This is a genomic window from Mycolicibacterium sichuanense, assembly GCF_033741125.1.
Classification (GTDB): domain Bacteria; phylum Actinomycetota; class Actinomycetes; order Mycobacteriales; family Mycobacteriaceae; genus Mycobacterium.
Genome location: NZ_JAWQPU010000004.1, coordinates 505,869 through 522,312, shown reverse-complemented (window position 1 = coordinate 522,312; position 16,444 = coordinate 505,869). Strand labels below are relative to the sequence as shown.

11 protein-coding genes are annotated in these 16,444 nt (G+C 66.8%); 6 read left to right on the top strand and 5 right to left on the bottom strand.

Annotated features, from left to right (window positions below; translation table 11 throughout):
- Positions 1–20 precede the first annotated feature (20 nt).
- The 4 genes from SBI80_RS15775 to treZ are packed head-to-tail and all read left to right on the top strand — an operon-like array spanning position 21 to position 8,358.
- Entirely contained in the window at positions 21–2,198 is a 2,178-nt protein-coding gene (locus tag SBI80_RS15775; RefSeq protein WP_413232728.1) for an acetyltransferase SucT, read from the top strand.
- A gap of 28 nt (positions 2,199–2,226) precedes the next feature.
- Complete coding sequence (gene glgX, locus SBI80_RS15770) at positions 2,227–4,356, top strand: glycogen debranching protein GlgX (RefSeq protein ID WP_318975711.1); 2,130 nt, start codon at positions 2,227–2,229, stop codon at positions 4,354–4,356.
- A 5-nt stretch (positions 4,357–4,361) separates the two neighbouring features.
- Positions 4,362–6,632 (top strand): malto-oligosyltrehalose synthase, encoded by a 2,271-nt coding sequence (gene treY / locus SBI80_RS15765; RefSeq protein WP_318975710.1) that lies wholly within the window; start codon positions 4,362–4,364, stop codon positions 6,630–6,632.
- Positions 6,625–8,358, top strand: a complete 1,734-nt coding sequence (gene treZ, locus SBI80_RS15760; RefSeq protein WP_318975709.1) for a malto-oligosyltrehalose trehalohydrolase — start codon at positions 6,625–6,627, stop codon at positions 8,356–8,358. The genes treY and treZ overlap by 8 nt, the downstream gene beginning before the upstream one ends.
- Here the strand turns inward: treZ and ilvA are convergent, their stop codons facing one another.
- Complete coding sequence (gene ilvA / locus SBI80_RS15755) at positions 8,359–9,654, bottom strand: threonine ammonia-lyase IlvA (protein WP_318975708.1); 1,296 nt, start codon at positions 9,652–9,654, stop codon at positions 8,359–8,361.
- A 132-nt stretch (positions 9,655–9,786) separates the two neighbouring features.
- On the opposite strand from ilvA, the gene SBI80_RS15750 reads away from it, so the two are divergent.
- Positions 9,787–10,026: a hypothetical protein gene (locus tag SBI80_RS15750; RefSeq protein ID WP_318975707.1), complete on the top strand. Its 240-nt coding sequence runs from the start codon at positions 9,787–9,789 to the stop codon at positions 10,024–10,026.
- Here the strand turns inward: SBI80_RS15750 and SBI80_RS15745 are convergent.
- Complete coding sequence (locus SBI80_RS15745) at positions 9,985–10,365, bottom strand: SRPBCC family protein (RefSeq protein ID WP_318975706.1); 381 nt, start codon at positions 10,363–10,365, stop codon at positions 9,985–9,987. The two genes, SBI80_RS15750 and SBI80_RS15745, sit on opposite strands and share 42 nt — an antisense overlap.
- 29 nt (positions 10,366–10,394) lie before the next feature.
- On the opposite strand from SBI80_RS15745, the gene SBI80_RS15740 reads away from it, so the two are divergent.
- Positions 10,395–11,135 (top strand): hypothetical protein, encoded by a 741-nt coding sequence (locus SBI80_RS15740; RefSeq protein WP_318975705.1) that lies wholly within the window; start codon positions 10,395–10,397, stop codon positions 11,133–11,135.
- A 1-nt stretch (position 11,136) separates the two neighbouring features.
- Here the strand turns inward: SBI80_RS15740 and dnaE are convergent, their stop codons facing one another.
- From dnaE to rarD, 3 genes are all read right to left on the bottom strand, one after another.
- A complete protein-coding gene (gene dnaE / locus SBI80_RS15735; protein ID WP_318975704.1) occupies positions 11,137–14,679 on the bottom strand; it encodes a DNA polymerase III subunit alpha in 3,543 nt (1,180 codons plus the stop codon).
- 12 nt (positions 14,680–14,691) lie between these two features.
- Positions 14,692–15,384 carry a TetR/AcrR family transcriptional regulator gene (locus tag SBI80_RS15730; RefSeq protein ID WP_318975703.1) on the bottom strand — a complete coding sequence of 231 codons (693 nt, stop codon included), beginning with the start codon at positions 15,382–15,384 and terminating at the stop codon, positions 14,692–14,694.
- 126 nt (positions 15,385–15,510) lie between these two features.
- Positions 15,511–16,410, bottom strand: a complete 900-nt coding sequence (gene rarD, locus SBI80_RS15725; RefSeq protein ID WP_318975782.1) for an EamA family transporter RarD — start codon at positions 16,408–16,410, stop codon at positions 15,511–15,513.
- Between the last annotated feature and the right edge of the window lie 34 nt (positions 16,411–16,444).

The window sequence follows — 16,444 nt, the reverse complement described above, 5'->3', positions numbered from 1 at the left end:
GGGTAGATTGTCCGACGACCATGTTGACCCTGACTCCCGCCCAGACGGTCCCCGAGGACCGATCCGGCGCCACCCAGCGCGCCGTCATGGGCACCAGGACGTCTGGGTTCTACCGGCACGACCTCGACGGGCTGCGCGGCATCGCGATCGTGCTCGTCGCCATGTTCCACGTCTGGTTCGGCAGGGTCTCCGGCGGCGTCGACGTGTTCCTCGCACTGTCGGGCTTCTTCTTCGGCGGTCGACTTCTGCGCACCGCGCTGACCCCCGGTTCGTCGCTTTCGCCGGTGCCCGAGGTCAAACGACTGATCCGGCGGCTGTTGCCCGCGTTGGTCGTGGTGCTGGCGGCGTCGGCGGTGCTGACGATCCTGATTCAGCCCGAGACCCGGTGGGAGACGTTCGCCGACCAGAGTCTGGCCAGCCTCGGCTACTACCAGAACTGGGAGCTGGCCGAGACGGCGTCGAACTACTTGCGCGCAGGCGAATCGGTCAGCCCGCTGCAGCACATCTGGTCGATGTCCGTGCAGGGGCAGTTCTACATCGCCTTCCTCGCGCTGGTGTTCGGATTCGCCTACCTGGTGCGCAACCGGCTGCGCTCGCACACCCGCGCCGCGCTGATCGTGCTTCTCGCCATCTTGACGGTGGCCTCGTTCGTCTACGCGATCTTCGCGCACCGGGCCGATCCGTCGATGGCGTACTACGACAGCTTCGCCAGGGCGTGGGAGCTGCTCCTCGGCGCGCTCGTCGGTGCGGTGGTCCCCTACGTGAGGTGGCCCATGTGGCTGCGCTCGACGATCGCCGTGATCGCACTGGCGGCCATCATGTCCTGCGGCGCCTTCATCGACGGAGTCAAGGAGTTCCCCGGTCCGCTGGCGCTGGTCCCGGTCGGGGCGACCATCCTGTTCATCCTCAGCGGTGCCAACCGGATGGCCGACCCGCACCTGTCCGGCGCGGATGGTCGGCTGCCCGCGGCCAACCGGCTGCTGGCGACCAAGCCGTTCGTCTCGCTCGGGTCGATGGCGTACTCGCTGTATCTCTGGCACTGGCCCCTGCTGATCTTCTGGCTGGCCTATTCGGGACATACCCGCGCAAACGTCCTCGAGGGCGCCGGGGTGCTGCTGGTTTCGGGTCTGCTGGCGTGGCTGACGACGAAGTACGTCGAGGAACCGCTGCGCCTGCGCAAGTCCGCGGCGCAGCCACCGGCCGTGGTGATCCCGTGGCGCACCCGGCTGCGCCGGCCCACGATCGTGCTCGGCTCGATCGTGACGCTGCTTGGGGTGGCGCTGACGGCGACGTCGTTCACCTGGCGTGAACACATGACGATCCAGCGCGCCAACGGCAAGGAACTGGCCGGGCTCAGCGCGCGCGACTACCCGGGGGCCCGCGCCCTGGTCAACCACGTGCGGGTGCCCAAGCTGCCGATGCGTCCGACGGTGCTCGAAGCCAAGGACGACCTGCCGATATCGACGACGCAGGGCTGCATCAGCGACTTCGGCGGCGTCGACGTCATCAACTGCACCTACGGTGACTCCACGGCTACCCGCACCATCGCGCTGGCCGGCGGTTCGCACGCCGAGCACTGGGTGACCGCGCTGGATCTGCTGGGCCGCATGCACCACTTCAAGGTGGTCACCTATCTGAAGATGGGCTGCCCGCTGACCACCGAGGAGAACCCCCTCGTGATGGGCGACAACCGGCCCTATCCCAACTGTCACGAGTGGAACCAGAAGGTGATGCCCCGGCTGATCGCCGACCACCCCGACTACGTCTTCACCACCTCGACCCGCCCGTGGAACATCAGGGACGGCGACGTCATGCCGAGCTTCTACATCGGCATCTGGCAGGAATTCGCCGACGCGCACATACCCGTCCTGGCAATGCGCGACACTCCCTGGCTGGTGCGCGACGGCGAACCCTTCTTCCCGGCCGACTGCCTCGCCGATGGCGGCGACGCCATCTCGTGCGGCATCGATCGGTCCAAGGTACTGTCCGACCACAACCCGACTCTGGATTTCGTGGCGCGCTTTCCGCTGTTGAAGCCGCTCGACATGAGTGATGCGGTGTGCCGTCAGGACCGTTGCCGCGCAGTGGAGGGGAACGTGTTGGTGTATCACGACTCTCATCACATCTCCGCCACCTACATGCGGACCATGACCAACGAACTCGGACGTCAGATCGCCGCCGCTACCGGCTGGTGGTGACCTTCACCGACATGAGGAGCAATTGGCAATGGTGTCGGCGATTTGGCCTGGCAGCGCGTACCCCCTCGGTGCCACGTATGACGGTGCGGGCACCAACTTCTCACTGTTCTCCGAGGTGGCCAACAAGGTCGAACTCTGTCTGATCGGCAAGGACGGCAGCGAGGAGCGGGTCAACCTCGACGAGGTCGACGGGTACGTGTGGCACGCATACCTGCCGACCGTCACACCCGGGCAGCGCTACGGCTTCCGCGTGCACGGGCCGTGGGCACCCGAAGCCGGGCACCGGTGCGATCCATCCAAGCTGCTGCTCGACCCGTACGGCAAGTCCTTTCACGGGGACTTCGATTTCACCCAGGCACTGTTCTCCTATGACCTGACCGCCGAGGACCTCGCCTCCGGCGGGACGCCGCCGATGGTCGACTCGTTGGGCCACACGATGACCAGCGTCGTGATCAACCCGTTCTTCAACTGGGGCTCGGACCGCGCCCCCAACATCCCGTACCACGAGACGGTGATCTACGAGGCCCACGTCAAGGGCATGACCCAGACGCACCCCGGCATCCCCGAGGATCAGCGCGGTACCTACGCCGGGTTGTGCCATCCGGTCATCATCGAGCACCTCAAGTCGCTCAACGTCACGGCGATCGAGCTGATGCCGGTGCACCAGTTCATGCACGACCACCGCCTACTCGACCTGGGACTGCGAAACTACTGGGGGTACAACACCTTCGGCTTCCTCGCCCCGCACTACCAGTACGCGGCCAATCAAACCGCCGGGGGCGCGGTCGCCGAATTCAAGAACATGGTCCGGTCCTTCCACGCGGCCGGCATCGAGGTCATCCTCGACGTGGTCTACAACCACACCGCCGAAGGCAACCATCTCGGTCCGACCATCAACTTCCGCGGCATCGACAACGCCGGCTACTACCGGCTGCTCGACGGGGACCTCAGGCTCTACAAGGACTTCACCGGAACGGGGAACAGCCTCAACGTGCGGCATCCGCACTCGTTGCAGCTGATCATGGACTCGCTGCGGTACTGGGTGATCGACATGCACGTCGACGGCTTCCGCTTCGACCTGGCTTCGACGCTGGCTCGCGAGTTCTACGACGTAGACCGGCTGTCGGCATTCTTCGACCTGGTCCAACAGGATCCGGTGATCAGTCAGGTCAAGCTGATCGCCGAACCGTGGGACATCGGCGAGGGTGGCTACCAAGTCGGGAACTTCCCTGGTTTGTGGACGGAATGGAATGGGCAATATCGCGATACTGTGCGTGACTTCTGGCGGGGCGAGCCCGCAACACTGAGCGAGTTCGCCTCGCGACTGACCGGTTCCTCCGATCTCTACGAGGCGACGGGTCGCAGACCCAGCGCCAGCATCAACTTCGTGACTGCGCACGACGGCTTCACCCTCGCGGACCTGGTGTCCTACAACGAGAAGCACAACGAGGCCAACGGCGAGGACAACCGCGACGGGGAGAACCACAACCGTTCGTGGAACTGTGGCGTGGAGGGGCCCACCGACGATCCGGAGATCCTCGCGCTGCGCGCCAAGCAGATGCGCAACATCCTCGCGACGTTGATGGTGAGCCAGGGCACACCGATGATCAGCCACGGTGACGAGATCGGCCGCACCCAGCGGGGCAACAACAACGCCTACTGCCAGGACTCCGAGATCGCGTGGATGGATTGGTCGTTGTGCGAGACCAACGCCGACCTCATGACGTTCGCGCGCAAGGCGACCGCACTGCGCAAGGCGCACCCGGTGTTTCGGCGTCGACGATTCTTCGATGGCAGGCTGATTCGCAGCGGGGACGAAGAGATCCGCGACATCGCCTGGCTGACCAAGGCTGGCGTGCCCATGACGCCGGAGGACTGGAACTCGGGCTTCAAGTCTCTCGCGGTATTCCTCAATGGTGAGGCGATTCCCGCGCCGAACGCCCGCGGCGAGCGGGTCGTCGACGACACCTTCCTGCTGTGCTTCAACGCTCACAGCAAGCCGGTCGACGTCGTCGCTCCCGACGATGACTTCGCCGTCGAATGGACGGCCGAGCTGGATTCGGCCACCTCGACGGGCGACAGCGATCTGAAGGTCAAGAGCGGCGAGACGTTCCAGGTGCAGGGTCGGTCCATCCTGATCCTGCGGAAGACGGCGTGACATTCATGACCACGACGAGAGCACTCACCTCGACCTACCGCCTGCAGATGCGCGGACCGGCCAGCGGCCAGGCCTTCACCTTCGCCGACGCGCTGAATCAGCTTGACTACCTTCACGATCTGGGCGTCTCGCACGTCTACCTGTCCCCCATCCTCACCGCCAGCGAGGGGTCGACGCACGGTTACGACGTCACCGACCCCACCACCGTCTCCGACGAGCTCGGTGGCCCGCAGGGCCTGGCCCAGCTGTCGGAGGCAGTGCATGCCAGGGGCATGGGGCTGATCGTCGACATCGTGCCCAACCACGTCGGCGTCGACGACCCACGGAAGAACCCGTGGTGGTGGGACATGCTCACGCACGGCCGCGACTCCCGGTACGCGTCGTTCTTCGACATCGACTGGTCGCTGGATCCCGAGCAGAAGGTCGTCCTGCCGGTCCTCGGGGACGACGCCGATCTGGCTGATCTAGAGGTCGACGGCGACCTGCTCCGCCTAGGCGACCGGACGTGGCCGATCGCGCCCGGCACCGGCAGCGGTACGGCCGCCGAGGTTTACGACCGCCAGCACTACAAGCTGATCGGCTGGCGCCACAACGTGTGCGGCTACCGTCGGTTCTTCTCGATCACCTCCCTGGCAGCCCTGCGGCAGGAGGATCGCGCCGTCTTCGATGCGACGCACGTCGAGGTGAAGCGCTGGTTCGCCGAGGGCCTGGTCGACGGTCTTCGAATCGACCATCCGGATGGGTTGTCCGATCCCGCAGGCTATCTCGAATGGCTGCGCGAACTGACGGGTCCGGACGCCTGGATCGTCATCGAGAAGATCCTGGCCCCGGACGAAGCTCTCGAGCCGACGCTGCCCGTCGCGGGCACGACCGGATACGACGCCCTCCGCGAGATCGGCGGCCTGCTGGTCGACCCGGCCGGAGCGGCCGACCGCCCGTCGCTGCACGCCGCCACCGCCGAGTTGAAGGTCATCACCGCCACCGAGACCCTCGCCAGCGAGCTGGCCCGGGTCCGCCGGACCATCGTGGCTGCGGTCGGAGCCGACCATCCCCAGCTACCGGAGGCGGTCGCCGCCCTGCTGTCGCATCTCGGGGTGTACCGGTCGGATTACCGCGGGCTGGCCGCGGTGATGCCGACCGCACTGGCCGAAACGGCAAGTGCGCATCCCGAATTGAGTGACGCGCTGGTTCTGGTCAGCGCTGCGTTGAACCACGTGGAGCCTGCAACCCGGATCCAGCAGCTGTGCGGCGCGGTGACCGCCAAGTCGGTCGAGGACTGCCTGTTCTACCGCGAGGCGCGTCTGGTGTCACTCAACGAGGTGGGCGGTGAACCCGACCGCTACGGCGTTTCGATCGCCGAGTTCCACCACGGCGCGGCACTGCGGGCCCGCTACTGGCCGTCGGCGATGGTGACGCTGTCCACGCACGACACCAAGCGCAGCGAGGACGTCCGCGCCCGGATCGGCGTGCTGTCCCAGGTCGGCGCGTTGTGGACCGAGTTGGTGGGCAAGTGGACCCTGCTCACCCCTCCCCCCGACTCGGCGACCGGACTGTTCCTGTGGCAGAACGCGTTCGGCGTGTGGCCGGTCGACGGGCGAGTCACCGACGAGCTGCGGTCGCGATTGCACGCATACGCGGAGAAGGCGATCAGGGAGGCCGCACTGCACACCAGCTGGAACGACCCCGACGAGGGGTTCGAGACCGCGGTGCACACCTGGCTCGACGCCGTGATCGACGGACCCATCGGCGTCGAGATGTCCAGCCTCGTCCAGCAATTGAACACACATGCGACCAACGACTCCTGCGTTCAGAAGCTGCTGTCGCTGACCGTGCCGGGGATTCCGGACGTCTACCAGGGTACCGAGCTGTGGGATGACAGCCTCGTCGATCCCGACAACCGCCGGCCGGTCGACTATCAGGTGCGCCGCGATGCACTGGCCTCCGGAAGCGACGCCAAGATGCGCCTGGTCACCGCTGCGCTGCACGCCAGGGCGGATCGGCCCGGGTCGTACCTGCGCGGTGGGTACACTCCGGTACTCGCCGAGGGGGACGCCGCGCGTCACCTGATCTCCTTCCGCCGCGGAGACGACGTCCTCGTCGCCGTCCGGCGCTGGACCGTCGGCCTCGACGAAACCGGTTGGGGTGACACGATTCTTCCCCTGCCGGACGGTGTCTGGGTGGACCGTCTAAGCGGCCGTACGTTCAGTGGCCGGAGTTCGGCCGCCGAACTGTTCACCGACCTTCCCGCGACACTGTTGGAGCGCACCCTTGACTGATCACGAATTCGCCGTCTGGGCCCCGAAGCCCGAGGTGGTGCGCCTCGACCTCGACGGCACGCTGCACCCCATGACGCGAAGTGACGATGGGTGGTGGCGGGCGACCGTCGACGCCGAGGCCGACAGTCGCTACGGCTTCGTGCTCGACGAAGACCCGACCGTGCTGCCCGACCCTCGCTCGCCGCGGCAACCCGGCGGCGTGCACGACCGTTCGCAACTATGGGATCCGGCGGCGGTCACGTGGTCCGATGCCGGCTGGCAGGGGCGCTCCATCGAGGGCGCGGTGATCTACGAGCTGCACACCGGCACGTTCACCCCGACGGGCACGCTGGACTCCGCCATCGATAAATTGGACTATCTCGTCGATCTGGGCGTGGACTTCGTCGAACTGATGCCCGTCAACGCCTTCGGCGGCACCTACGGCTGGGGTTACGACGGAGTGCTCTGGTACGCCGTGCACGAGCCCTACGGCGGCCCGGACGCTCTGACCCGATTCGTCGACGCGTGCCACCAGCGCAACCTGGGCGTGTTGATCGACGCGGTGTTCAACCACCTCGGGCCGTCGGGCAACTACCTGCCCCGCTTCGGGCCGTACATGTCCAAGGGCAGCACCCCGTGGGGCGAGTCGATCAACATCGCCGATGCCGACTCCGACGAGGTGCGCCGGTACATCATCGAGTGCGCACTGCGATGGATGCGGGACTTCCACGCCGACGGACTGCGACTGGACGCCGTGCACGCGCTGTTCGACACCACGGCAGTGCACATCCTGGAGGAGATGTCGGCCGAGACCGACGCTCTGGCAGACCGATTGGGCCGTCCCCTGTCGCTGATCGCCGAGAGCGATCTCAACGACCCAAGGCTGATCACCCCGCGCGATCGCGGTGGTTACGGACTGACAGCTCAGTGGGACGACGACATCCACCACGCCATTCACACGGCCGTGTCGGGTGAGAGCGCCGGCTACTACGGCGATTTCGGCACCATGGAGACGCTGGCCACGACGCTGAAGCACGGTTACTTCCACGCCGGCACGTACTCGTCGTTCCGGCACCGCAGGCACGGCCGTCCGCTCGACACCGCCACCATCCCGGCCACCCGGTTGCTGGCCTACACCGTGACCCACGACCAAGTCGGCAATCGGGCCGTCGGCGACCGGCCCTCGCAGAACCTCGACTTCGGCCAGCAGGCGATCAAGGCGGCGCTGGCGCTCGGATCTCCCTACACGGCAATGCTGTTCATGGGTGAGGAATGGGGCTCGTCGAGCCCGTTCCAGTTCTTCAGCTCCCATCCCGAACCCGAACTGGCGAGGGCCACCGCCGAGGGGCGCAAGGCCGAGTTCGCCCAGCACGGATGGGACGCCGACGAGATCCCCGATCCGCAGGACCCGGCGACCTTCCAACGGTCCAAGCTGAAGTGGGACGAGGTCGGCACCGACGACCACGACCGGCTTCGCAGGCTCTACCAGGGCCTGATCAAGCTGCGTCACGACGAACCCGACCTCCGGGATCCGTGGCTGGACCACCTGCACGTCGAGTACGACGAGGGCCAGCGCTGGATCGTCATGCACCGCGGTGCGTTCGCCATCGTGTGCAACCTCGGCGAGGGCGCGGCCACGGTACCGGTCAGCGGCGCGGTGGTCTTGGCCTCCGACGAGCCGACGGTCGCCGAATCGACCACCCTGCAAGGCCATTCGTTTGCGATCCTGCGGACCGCCGAACGCTGATCAGGTGAGGTAGCGGTAGGCCGGCGAGCCGGGTTCGAGGGCCTCGACGTGCATGTCGGAGGCGCGCATGCGCTCCATCAGGCCGTCGTAGTCCTTGGCCGAGCCCAGCTCGATGCCGACCAGGGCCTCACCGGTCTCGCGGTTGTTGCGCTTGACGTACTCGAACAGCGTGACGTCGTCACCGGGCCCGAGAACTTCGTCGAGGAACCGTCGCAACGCACCCGGCTCCTGGGGGAAGTCCACCAGGAAGTAGTGCTTGAGGCCGAGGTGTACCAGCGAACGCTCGAGCACCTCGTTGTAGCGCGAGACGTCGTTGTTGCCGCCGGAGATCAGGCAGACCACCGTCGCACCGGGTTCGACCGTCCCCTCGGAGACCGCCTCCAGCAGACCGGCCACCGACAGCGCTCCGGCGGGCTCGGCGATGATGCCCTCGTTCTGATAGAGGTCCAGCATCGCGGTGCAGACGGCGCCTTCGTCGACCGCGGTGATCGCGACCATGTCGCCGGCGGCCGACAGCACCGCATAGGGCAGCGCGCCGGCGCGGGCAACGGCCGCACCGTCGACGAACTGGTCGACGTGCTCGAGGGTGACGGGCTCGCCGGTCGCCAGGGCGGCGACCATGGCCGCGGCACCGGACGGCTCGACCCCGAGCACCGAGGTCTTGGTGGTGCGCTCGGCGAGGTAGGTGGTGATGCCGCTGATGCACCCGCCACCGCCGACCGGGACGATGACGAGATCGGGCTCCGCCTCGAGCTGCTGGAGGATCTCGACCGCGATGGTGCCCTGACCCGCCATGGTGCGCAGATCGTCGTAAGGCGGCACCAGGGTGGCACCGGTCCTGGCGACGTCGGCGAGCGCGGCGGCCGCGGCGATGTCGTAGGTGGCGCCACCGACGATCAGCTCGATGAACTCGCCGCCGTGGTAGCGGATTCGGTCTCGCTTCTGCTTCGGCGTCTTCGCCGGTACGTAGACCCGGCCGTGCACCCCCATCGAGCGGCAGGCCAGCGCGAACCCCTGAGCGTGATTGCCTGCCGATGAGCAGACGACTCCGGCGGCCAGCTCGGCGGGCGTCAGCTGCATGAGGAGGTTGTAGGCACCACGCAGCTTGTAGCTGCGTACCGGCTGCAGATCCTCGCGCTTGAGGAACACCTGCAGGCCCGTGATCGCCGAGAGCCGGTCACTGAACTGGAGCGGGGTGAGGGAGACCACCTTCGAAATTCGCTGAGCGGCCTCGTCGATGTCCGAGGCGCCCAGGGGCGCGGGACGGCGAGAAGTCTGACTCAGTTCGGCGGACACCGGTCAATGGTGCCACTCACCCCTCCGGCTGCGAAAACGAGATTGCACACCCGTGCCAGGAGCGCCGGAGACGTTGCCCCTGAAACGGAGTTTCGGATAGCCGAAACATTGTTTACGCGCTATCGTCAAGACATGACCACGTCGACGGAAGTTCACATTGCCGGCGTTCCCTGGCCGACGTACAAGCTGGTCGCCCTGGCGATCGGCGCGCTCGTCCTGGTGGTCGTCGGCGTCGCCACGGCCAGCGCGGCGACCGCAGTCCTCAGTGCCAGCGCCACCGCGGCCCTCATTTGGCTCGCGCTCGGTACCTTCGCCTCGGCCGAGGGCACGTCAGCCCTCGATCAGTCGTCGCAGCGCATCCAGGTCGGCTGATACCGCCGCGACGTCGGCCTGAAATGCCTCGTCCGTCACGCCCGGCTGTCGCCGCAGGGTGAACACCACCTCGCAGCCGGGCTCGTCCATCCCGGCCGCCGTCACGCGCATGGGGTTGTAGACCCGCTCCCCGGACGGTAGCTGAACCACGTGGTCCAGCACGCCGAAGGCGTTGGCTGGGGCGAATTCGACCCCGACGGCGCCCAGTGCCGGGTCGGCCAGGCCCGCCGCCCAGCGTGACAGATTGGCGGGATCGCTCGCGAACGCGTACACCGTCGTGGCGTCCGCGTCGACCCATCGACTGACGTGTCGGGATCTGCCGGTCGTGTCGTCGTTCATTCCCTCATGGTGCCCGACACACTGGGTCCATGAGCGAGAGTCCCGAACCCCCGAAGGAGGTCGCGGCCTTCGTGCAGCGGGCCGAACACCTGGCCTCCGGCGCCGGTCACCGCGTGCCCTCCTGGCTGAAGCCGGGCGATCCCGAGAACCGGTGGCCCGTGCTTATCGCGATCTTGGCGGTCGTCGTCATCCAGCGCGCGATTCCCCTGCAGTACACCGTGCTGCCGCGGTGGCCGCTGATCATCATGGAGCTCCTGCTGCTGGTGGTGCTGTTGATGATCAACCCGGTCCGGCTGTCACGTCAGACCACCTTCGGACGCTGGGCCAGCCTGGGGCTGACCGCGGCGATCACCATCGACAACACGGCATCGGCCGTGGTGCTCGCCAAACGCATCCTCTCCGGAGAGGTGAGCAACGACGCCGCGGTCCTGCTCGGCGGCGGGGCTGCCATCTTCGTCACCAATGTGATCGCATTCGGCATCTGGTACTGGGAGTTGGACCGCGGCGGCCCGTTCGCTCGCCGGGAGGGACGACAGCCCTACCCGGACTTCCTGTTTCCTCAGATGACCGCTCCGGACAAGGCGAAACCCGACTGGCGACCCACGTTCGTCGACTACCTCTACGTCAGCTTCACCAACGTGGTGGCGTTCTCCCCCACCGACACGATGCCGCTGGCCCACTGGGCCAAGGCGATGATGACCGTCCAGTCCCTGGTGTCGACGACGACGATCGCGCTCGTCATCGCCAGAGCGGTCAACGTGCTGGGCTGAGCTAGCCGCCGAGACAGCCCGGGCCGAGCAAGGCCTTCAGATCGCCCATCAACGCCGAGGACGGGGTCACCCGCAGCGCCTGGTCGAGCTCGAGGGTCGTGATCCGGTCGCCGCTGATCAACCGCAATCGCACCTGCGACGTGCCGGGATGATTGGCCAGCACCTGTTTGAGCGCGCCCACCTTCTCCACGGTGCACTGCCGCGTCGGCAGGCTGACGGCGACCGGCCGGTCGGCCTGGGCGTTCGAGAAGTCGGGCACCACCAGATCGTTGGCGATCAGCGATAGCCGATCGTCGCGTGAGTTGACCTTCGCGCTGACGATCACGACGGCGTCGTCGGCGATGTCGGCGCCGAACGTCGAGTAGGTCTGCGGGAAGAACATCACCTCGATGCCGCCGGTGAGGTCTTCCAATTGGGCTGAGGCCCAGGGCATTCCGTTCTTGTTGACCCGGCGGTTGACCGACGCGAGGATGCCGCCGACGCGCACTTGCGCCTCGTTGGGCACGTCGCCGTCGAGGATCGCGGGGATCGCGGTGTCGACCTGAGTGGCCAGCAGGTGGGCCACCCCGTTGAGCGGATGTCCCGACACGTAGAGGCCCAGCATCTCGCGCTCGAGCGCGAGCTTGTGCTTGTCCTCCCACTCGTCGTCGGGCACCTTGATCGCGAACACGGAGTCCCCGGAATCGGCGCCGGAGCCGTCGCCACCGCCGAAGAGGTCGAACTGCCCCATCGCCTCGGCCTTCTTCGTCCCGAGCACCGAGTCGACCGCGTCGGTGTGGATCAGGAACAAGCCCTTGCGGGAGTGGTCGAGCGAGTCGAACGCGCCCGCCTTGATCAGCGACTCCGTCACCTTCTTGTTGCACGCGATGACGTCGATCTTGTTGAGGTAGTCCGAGAAGTCGGTGTACTTGCCCTTGGTGTCACGCGTATTGATCAGCGAGCTGACGACGTTGGAGCCGACGTTGCGCACCGCGCCCAGACCGAACCGGATGTCGACGCCCACCGAGGCGAAGTTCAGCTCGGATTCGTTGACGTCGGGCGGCAACACCGTGATACCAAGACGGCGGCAATCGGCCAGGTACACCGCCGCCTTGTCCTTGTCGTCGCCGACCGAGGTCAGCAACCCCGCCATGTACTCGGCTGGGAAGTTGGCCTTGAGGTAGGCCGTCCAGTACGAGACCAGCCCGTAGCCGGCGGCGTGGGACTTGTTGAATGCGTAGTCCGCGAACGGGAGCACCGTGTCCCACAGCGCCTTGACTGCCGCGGCCGAGAACCCGTTCGACTTCATCCCATCGGCGAAGCCCTCGTACTCCTTGTCGAGCACCTCGCGCTTCTTCTTGCCCATGGCCTTGCGGAGGATGTCGGCTCGGGCGAGCGAGTAGCCGGCCACCTTCTGCGCGATGCGCATGATCTGCTCTTGGTAGACGATCAAACCGTATGTCTCCGAGAGGATTTCCCGCAGCGGTTCCTCGAGCTCTGGATGGATCGGCTTGATGGCCTGGCGGCCGTTCTTGCGGTCGGCGTAATCGTTGTGGGCGTTCACGCCCATGGGCCCGGGCCGGTACAGCGCGATGACTGCGACGACGTCTTCGAAGACGGTGGGCTGCATCCTGCGCAGCAGATCTCGCATCGGGCCGCCGTCGAGCTGGAACACGCCCAGCGTGTCACCGCGACCGAGTAGCTCGAAGGTGGCCTGGTCGTCCAGCGGTACCTGGTCCAGGTCGAGTTCGATGCCGCGGTTGGCGCTGATGTTCTTCAGCGCGTCGCCGATGATCGTCAGGTTGCGCAGACCAAGGAAGTCCATCTTCAACAGGCCGATGGCCTCGCACGAGGGGTAGTCCCACCCGGTGATGACCGCGCCGTCCTGCGGCCGCTTCCACAGCGGGATCGCATTGACGAGCGGCTCACTGCTCATGATCACCGCGCACGCGTGCACACCCGCGTTGCGGACCAACCCCTCCAGGCCGCGCGCGGTCTCGTAGATGGTCTGGACGTCCCGATCGGTCTCGATCAGGCTGCGCACCTCGGCGGCTTCCTTGTACCGCTCGTGCGTCGGATCGGTGATGCCCGACAGTGGAATGTCCTTCGCCATGATCGGCGGCGGCAAGGCCTTGGCGATGCGGTCGGCGATCGCGAAGCCGGGCTGGCCGTAGTGCACGCGCGCGGAGTCCTTCAGCGCGGCCTTGGTCTTGATGGTGCCGAACGTGATGACCTGGGCCACCCGGTCGCTGCCCCACTTGTCGGCGGCGTAGCGGACCATCTCGCCACGCCGACGGTCGTCGAAGTCGATGTCGATGTCGGGCATCGAGGCGCGTTCGGGGTTGAGGAACCGCTCGAACAGCAGTCCGTACTTGATGGGGTCGATGTTGGTGATGCCCAGCGCCCACGCCACCAGCGATCCCGCCGCCGACCCGCGGCCCGGACCGACCCGGATGTCGACCGAGCGGGCGTAGTTGATCAGGTCGGCGACGATGAGGAAGTAGGACGGATAGCCCTTGTCGCAGATGACCTTGCTCTCGTACTCGGCGCGATCGACGTAGTCCTGCGGGACGCCGTCGGGGAAGCGCCGCGCCAACCCGGCCGCGACCTCGTGCGCCAGCCAGGACGCCTGGTCGTGCCCCTGGGGCACCGGGAACACCGGCATCCGGTCATGCGGCGTCCAGACGTCGGCGTAGGGCTGCACCCGCTCGGCGATCAGCAGCGTGGAGTCGCAGGCACCGGGCACCTCGGCATCCCACATCTTGCGCATGTCGGCGGCCGACTTCAGGTAGTAGCCGTCGCCGTCGAACTTGAAGCGGGTGGGATCGGTCAGGGTCTTGGCCGTCTGCACGCAGAGCAGCGCCTCGTGGTTGTGGGCGGCCTCGCGCGTCACGTAGTGGCAGTCGTTGGTGGCCAGCGGCGGGATTCCCAGCTTGCGGCCCACCTCGAGCAGGCCCTCGCGGACCCGTCGCTCGATCTCGATGCCGTGGTCCATCAACTCGAGGAAGTAGTTCTCCGGACCGAAGATGTCGCGCCACTTGGCCGCGGCCGCCAGCGCCTCGTCGACGTGGCCGAGCCGCAGTCGTGTCTGCACCTCGCCGGACGGGCAACCCGTCGTCGCGATGATGCCCTCGGCGTTCTCCGCGATGATCTCGGCGTCCATTCGCGACCACTTGCCGAGCTGCCCCTCGAACGACGCCAGCGACGACAGTTTGAACAGGTTGCGCAGACCCGTGGCGTTCTCGGCGACCATCGTCATGTGGGTGTACGCGCCGCTGCCGGACACGTCGTCGGACTTCTGGCTGGGGTCACCCCACAGCACGCGCTTGGTGTCGAACCGGGAGGCGGGAGCGATGTAGGCCTCCACGCCGATGATCGGCTTGATCCCGACATCGATTGCCGCGTTGTAGAACTCGCTGGCACCGAACATGTTTCCGTGGTCGGTCATGCCGATCGCGGGCATCTCGAGACGCTGCGCCTCGGCGAACATGTGCTTGACCTTCGCGGCACCGTCGAGCATCGAGTATTCGGTGTGATTGTGCAGGTGCACGAACGACTTGCTCATAGGGCCGCCAGTCTATTGCTGCCCTCCGACGGCGCTCGGCGTGTCGCCAACCGTGTCGCGACCGTTCGCGTCAGCCCGGTGACCGGCCAGCACCCCGCGGGTCAGAACGGTGTCCAACTTGCCGATGATCGAGGCCGCATCGTCGACGAAGCCAGCGTAGAAGCCGATGCCGAGAAGCATTGCGTGCAGCGTCTCGACGACGGGAGCGGTGACGGTGTCCTCGGCGAGCTCGCCGCGGGCCTTGGCATCCTCGACGAGCGTCGCCAGGAAGTCCGCCAGTGCGTTGTCCGCGGGGGTTTGCAGCCCGGAATTCCTGGTCGATTCCAGCGTCGCGCTGACCAGGAACGCAAGGTGTGAGCGGTCCAGGACGTCGGTGTCGTGCAGTGCAGTCACCAGCGCCAAGAATTGAGCGGCCAACGTGTCGTGCCCACGCGCAAAGGTGATGGAATCGGCGACTGCGGCACTTGCCTGGGCAACGAGTTGTGAGTAGATCTCCTCCCGTGAAGAGAAGTAGTAATGCAAGGTCGGCCGGCTGAGTCCGGCCACGGCGGCGATCGCCTGGAAGGTTGCGGCGTGGTATCCGCGCTCGTTTATGACCTGCCTAGATGCGCGAAGTATCCGATTGCGAGTCTCGATCGAGTCCGAATTGACGGGGCGCCCCCGGCGGCGGGCGACCGCGACTGGCCGATCATGAATCTGCGCCATGCGAGCAAACCGTATTCCATTGCTGGAAGCTGGTCAAACATTGGTGTCGCTACTCGATCGTCCGACGGGTCCTGGGGGCTCGGGGGCTGTCGGTGCCGCACCCCACCCTGCTAGGAATCGGGCTCGTTAGCGGGGTGACGATTCTGGAGCGGGCGTTTCGAACTCCCGGCGATTCTGCGGTGCCGACTTCCGCCGGAGCGACCCTGCCGTCATCACGGCCAGTGCGACCCAGATCAGCGCGAAGCCGACCCAGCGCCCGATGGGCATCGGCTCGTGTCCCACCAACACGCCCCAGGCCATCTGCAGCGCCGGGTTCAGGTAGAACAGCAGGCCCATCGTGATCAGCGGAAGCCGTTGCGCACCCGCGGCGAACAGCAGCAGCGGAATGGCCGTCACGGGGCCGGCCAGCATCAGCAGGACCGTGTGCCAGGACCCGTAGCCGATGAAGTGGGCGGTCCCCAACACCTGCAGTGTGATCAGATAACCGGCGGCCAGGGGCAGCGCCAAGAAGGTCTCGACGGCCACGCTGACCCGCGGATCGGCCACGACCACCTTCTTCACCAACCCGTACACGGCGAACGACACGGCAAGGCCGACGGCGACGTACGGCGGCGCACCCACCTCCGCGGTGAGGATCACCACGGCCATCACCGCGAGCAGCAGCGCGATCAGCTGCCAGCGGCCGATGCGCTCGCGCAGGACGAGGACGCCGAGTGCCACCGTGACCAGGGGGTTGACGAAGTAGCCGAGCGCGGCGTCGACGACGTGACCGTGGGTCGCGGCCCAGATGTAGATACCCCAGTTGACGGAGATCAGGATGGAAGCCCCGAGCAACAGCAGCCAGGTCCGTCCGCTGAGCCGGCGCAGGTCCCCGAGCCGGCGGGCCACGACGAGCACCAGGAACAGGCTGACCGCGCTCCAGACGATGCGGTGGGCCAACACCTCGAGCGAGCCGGCGGGCAGCAGCAGCGGAAAGAAGCCGGGGCACAGGCCCCACCAGACGTAGGCACCGATGCCAGCCAGGATGCCGGCGCGGCGTTGCCGGGGTTCGGTCGAGGCC

What these genes read in the sequence shown, in the direction of transcription:
- SBI80_RS15775 (WP_413232728.1), top strand. Translation starts at nt 21, where the DNA reads ATGTTGACCCTGACTCCCGCCCAGACGGTCCCCGAGGACCGATCCGGC.
- glgX (WP_318975711.1), top strand. Translation starts at nt 2,227, where the DNA reads ATGGTGTCGGCGATTTGGCCTGGCAGCGCGTACCCCCTCGGTGCCACG.
- treY (WP_318975710.1), top strand. Translation starts at nt 4,362, where the DNA reads ATGACCACGACGAGAGCACTCACCTCGACCTACCGCCTGCAGATGCGC.
- SBI80_RS15750 (WP_318975707.1), top strand. Translation starts at nt 9,787, where the DNA reads ATGACCACGTCGACGGAAGTTCACATTGCCGGCGTTCCCTGGCCGACG.
- SBI80_RS15745 (WP_318975706.1), bottom strand. Translation starts at nt 10,365, where the DNA reads ATGAACGACGACACGACCGGCAGATCCCGACACGTCAGTCGATGGGTC.
- SBI80_RS15740 (WP_318975705.1), top strand. Translation starts at nt 10,395, where the DNA reads ATGAGCGAGAGTCCCGAACCCCCGAAGGAGGTCGCGGCCTTCGTGCAG.
- dnaE (WP_318975704.1), bottom strand. Translation starts at nt 14,679, where the DNA reads ATGAGCAAGTCGTTCGTGCACCTGCACAATCACACCGAATACTCGATG.
- SBI80_RS15730 (WP_318975703.1), bottom strand. Translation starts at nt 15,384, where the DNA reads ATGGCGCAGATTCATGATCGGCCAGTCGCGGTCGCCCGCCGCCGGGGG.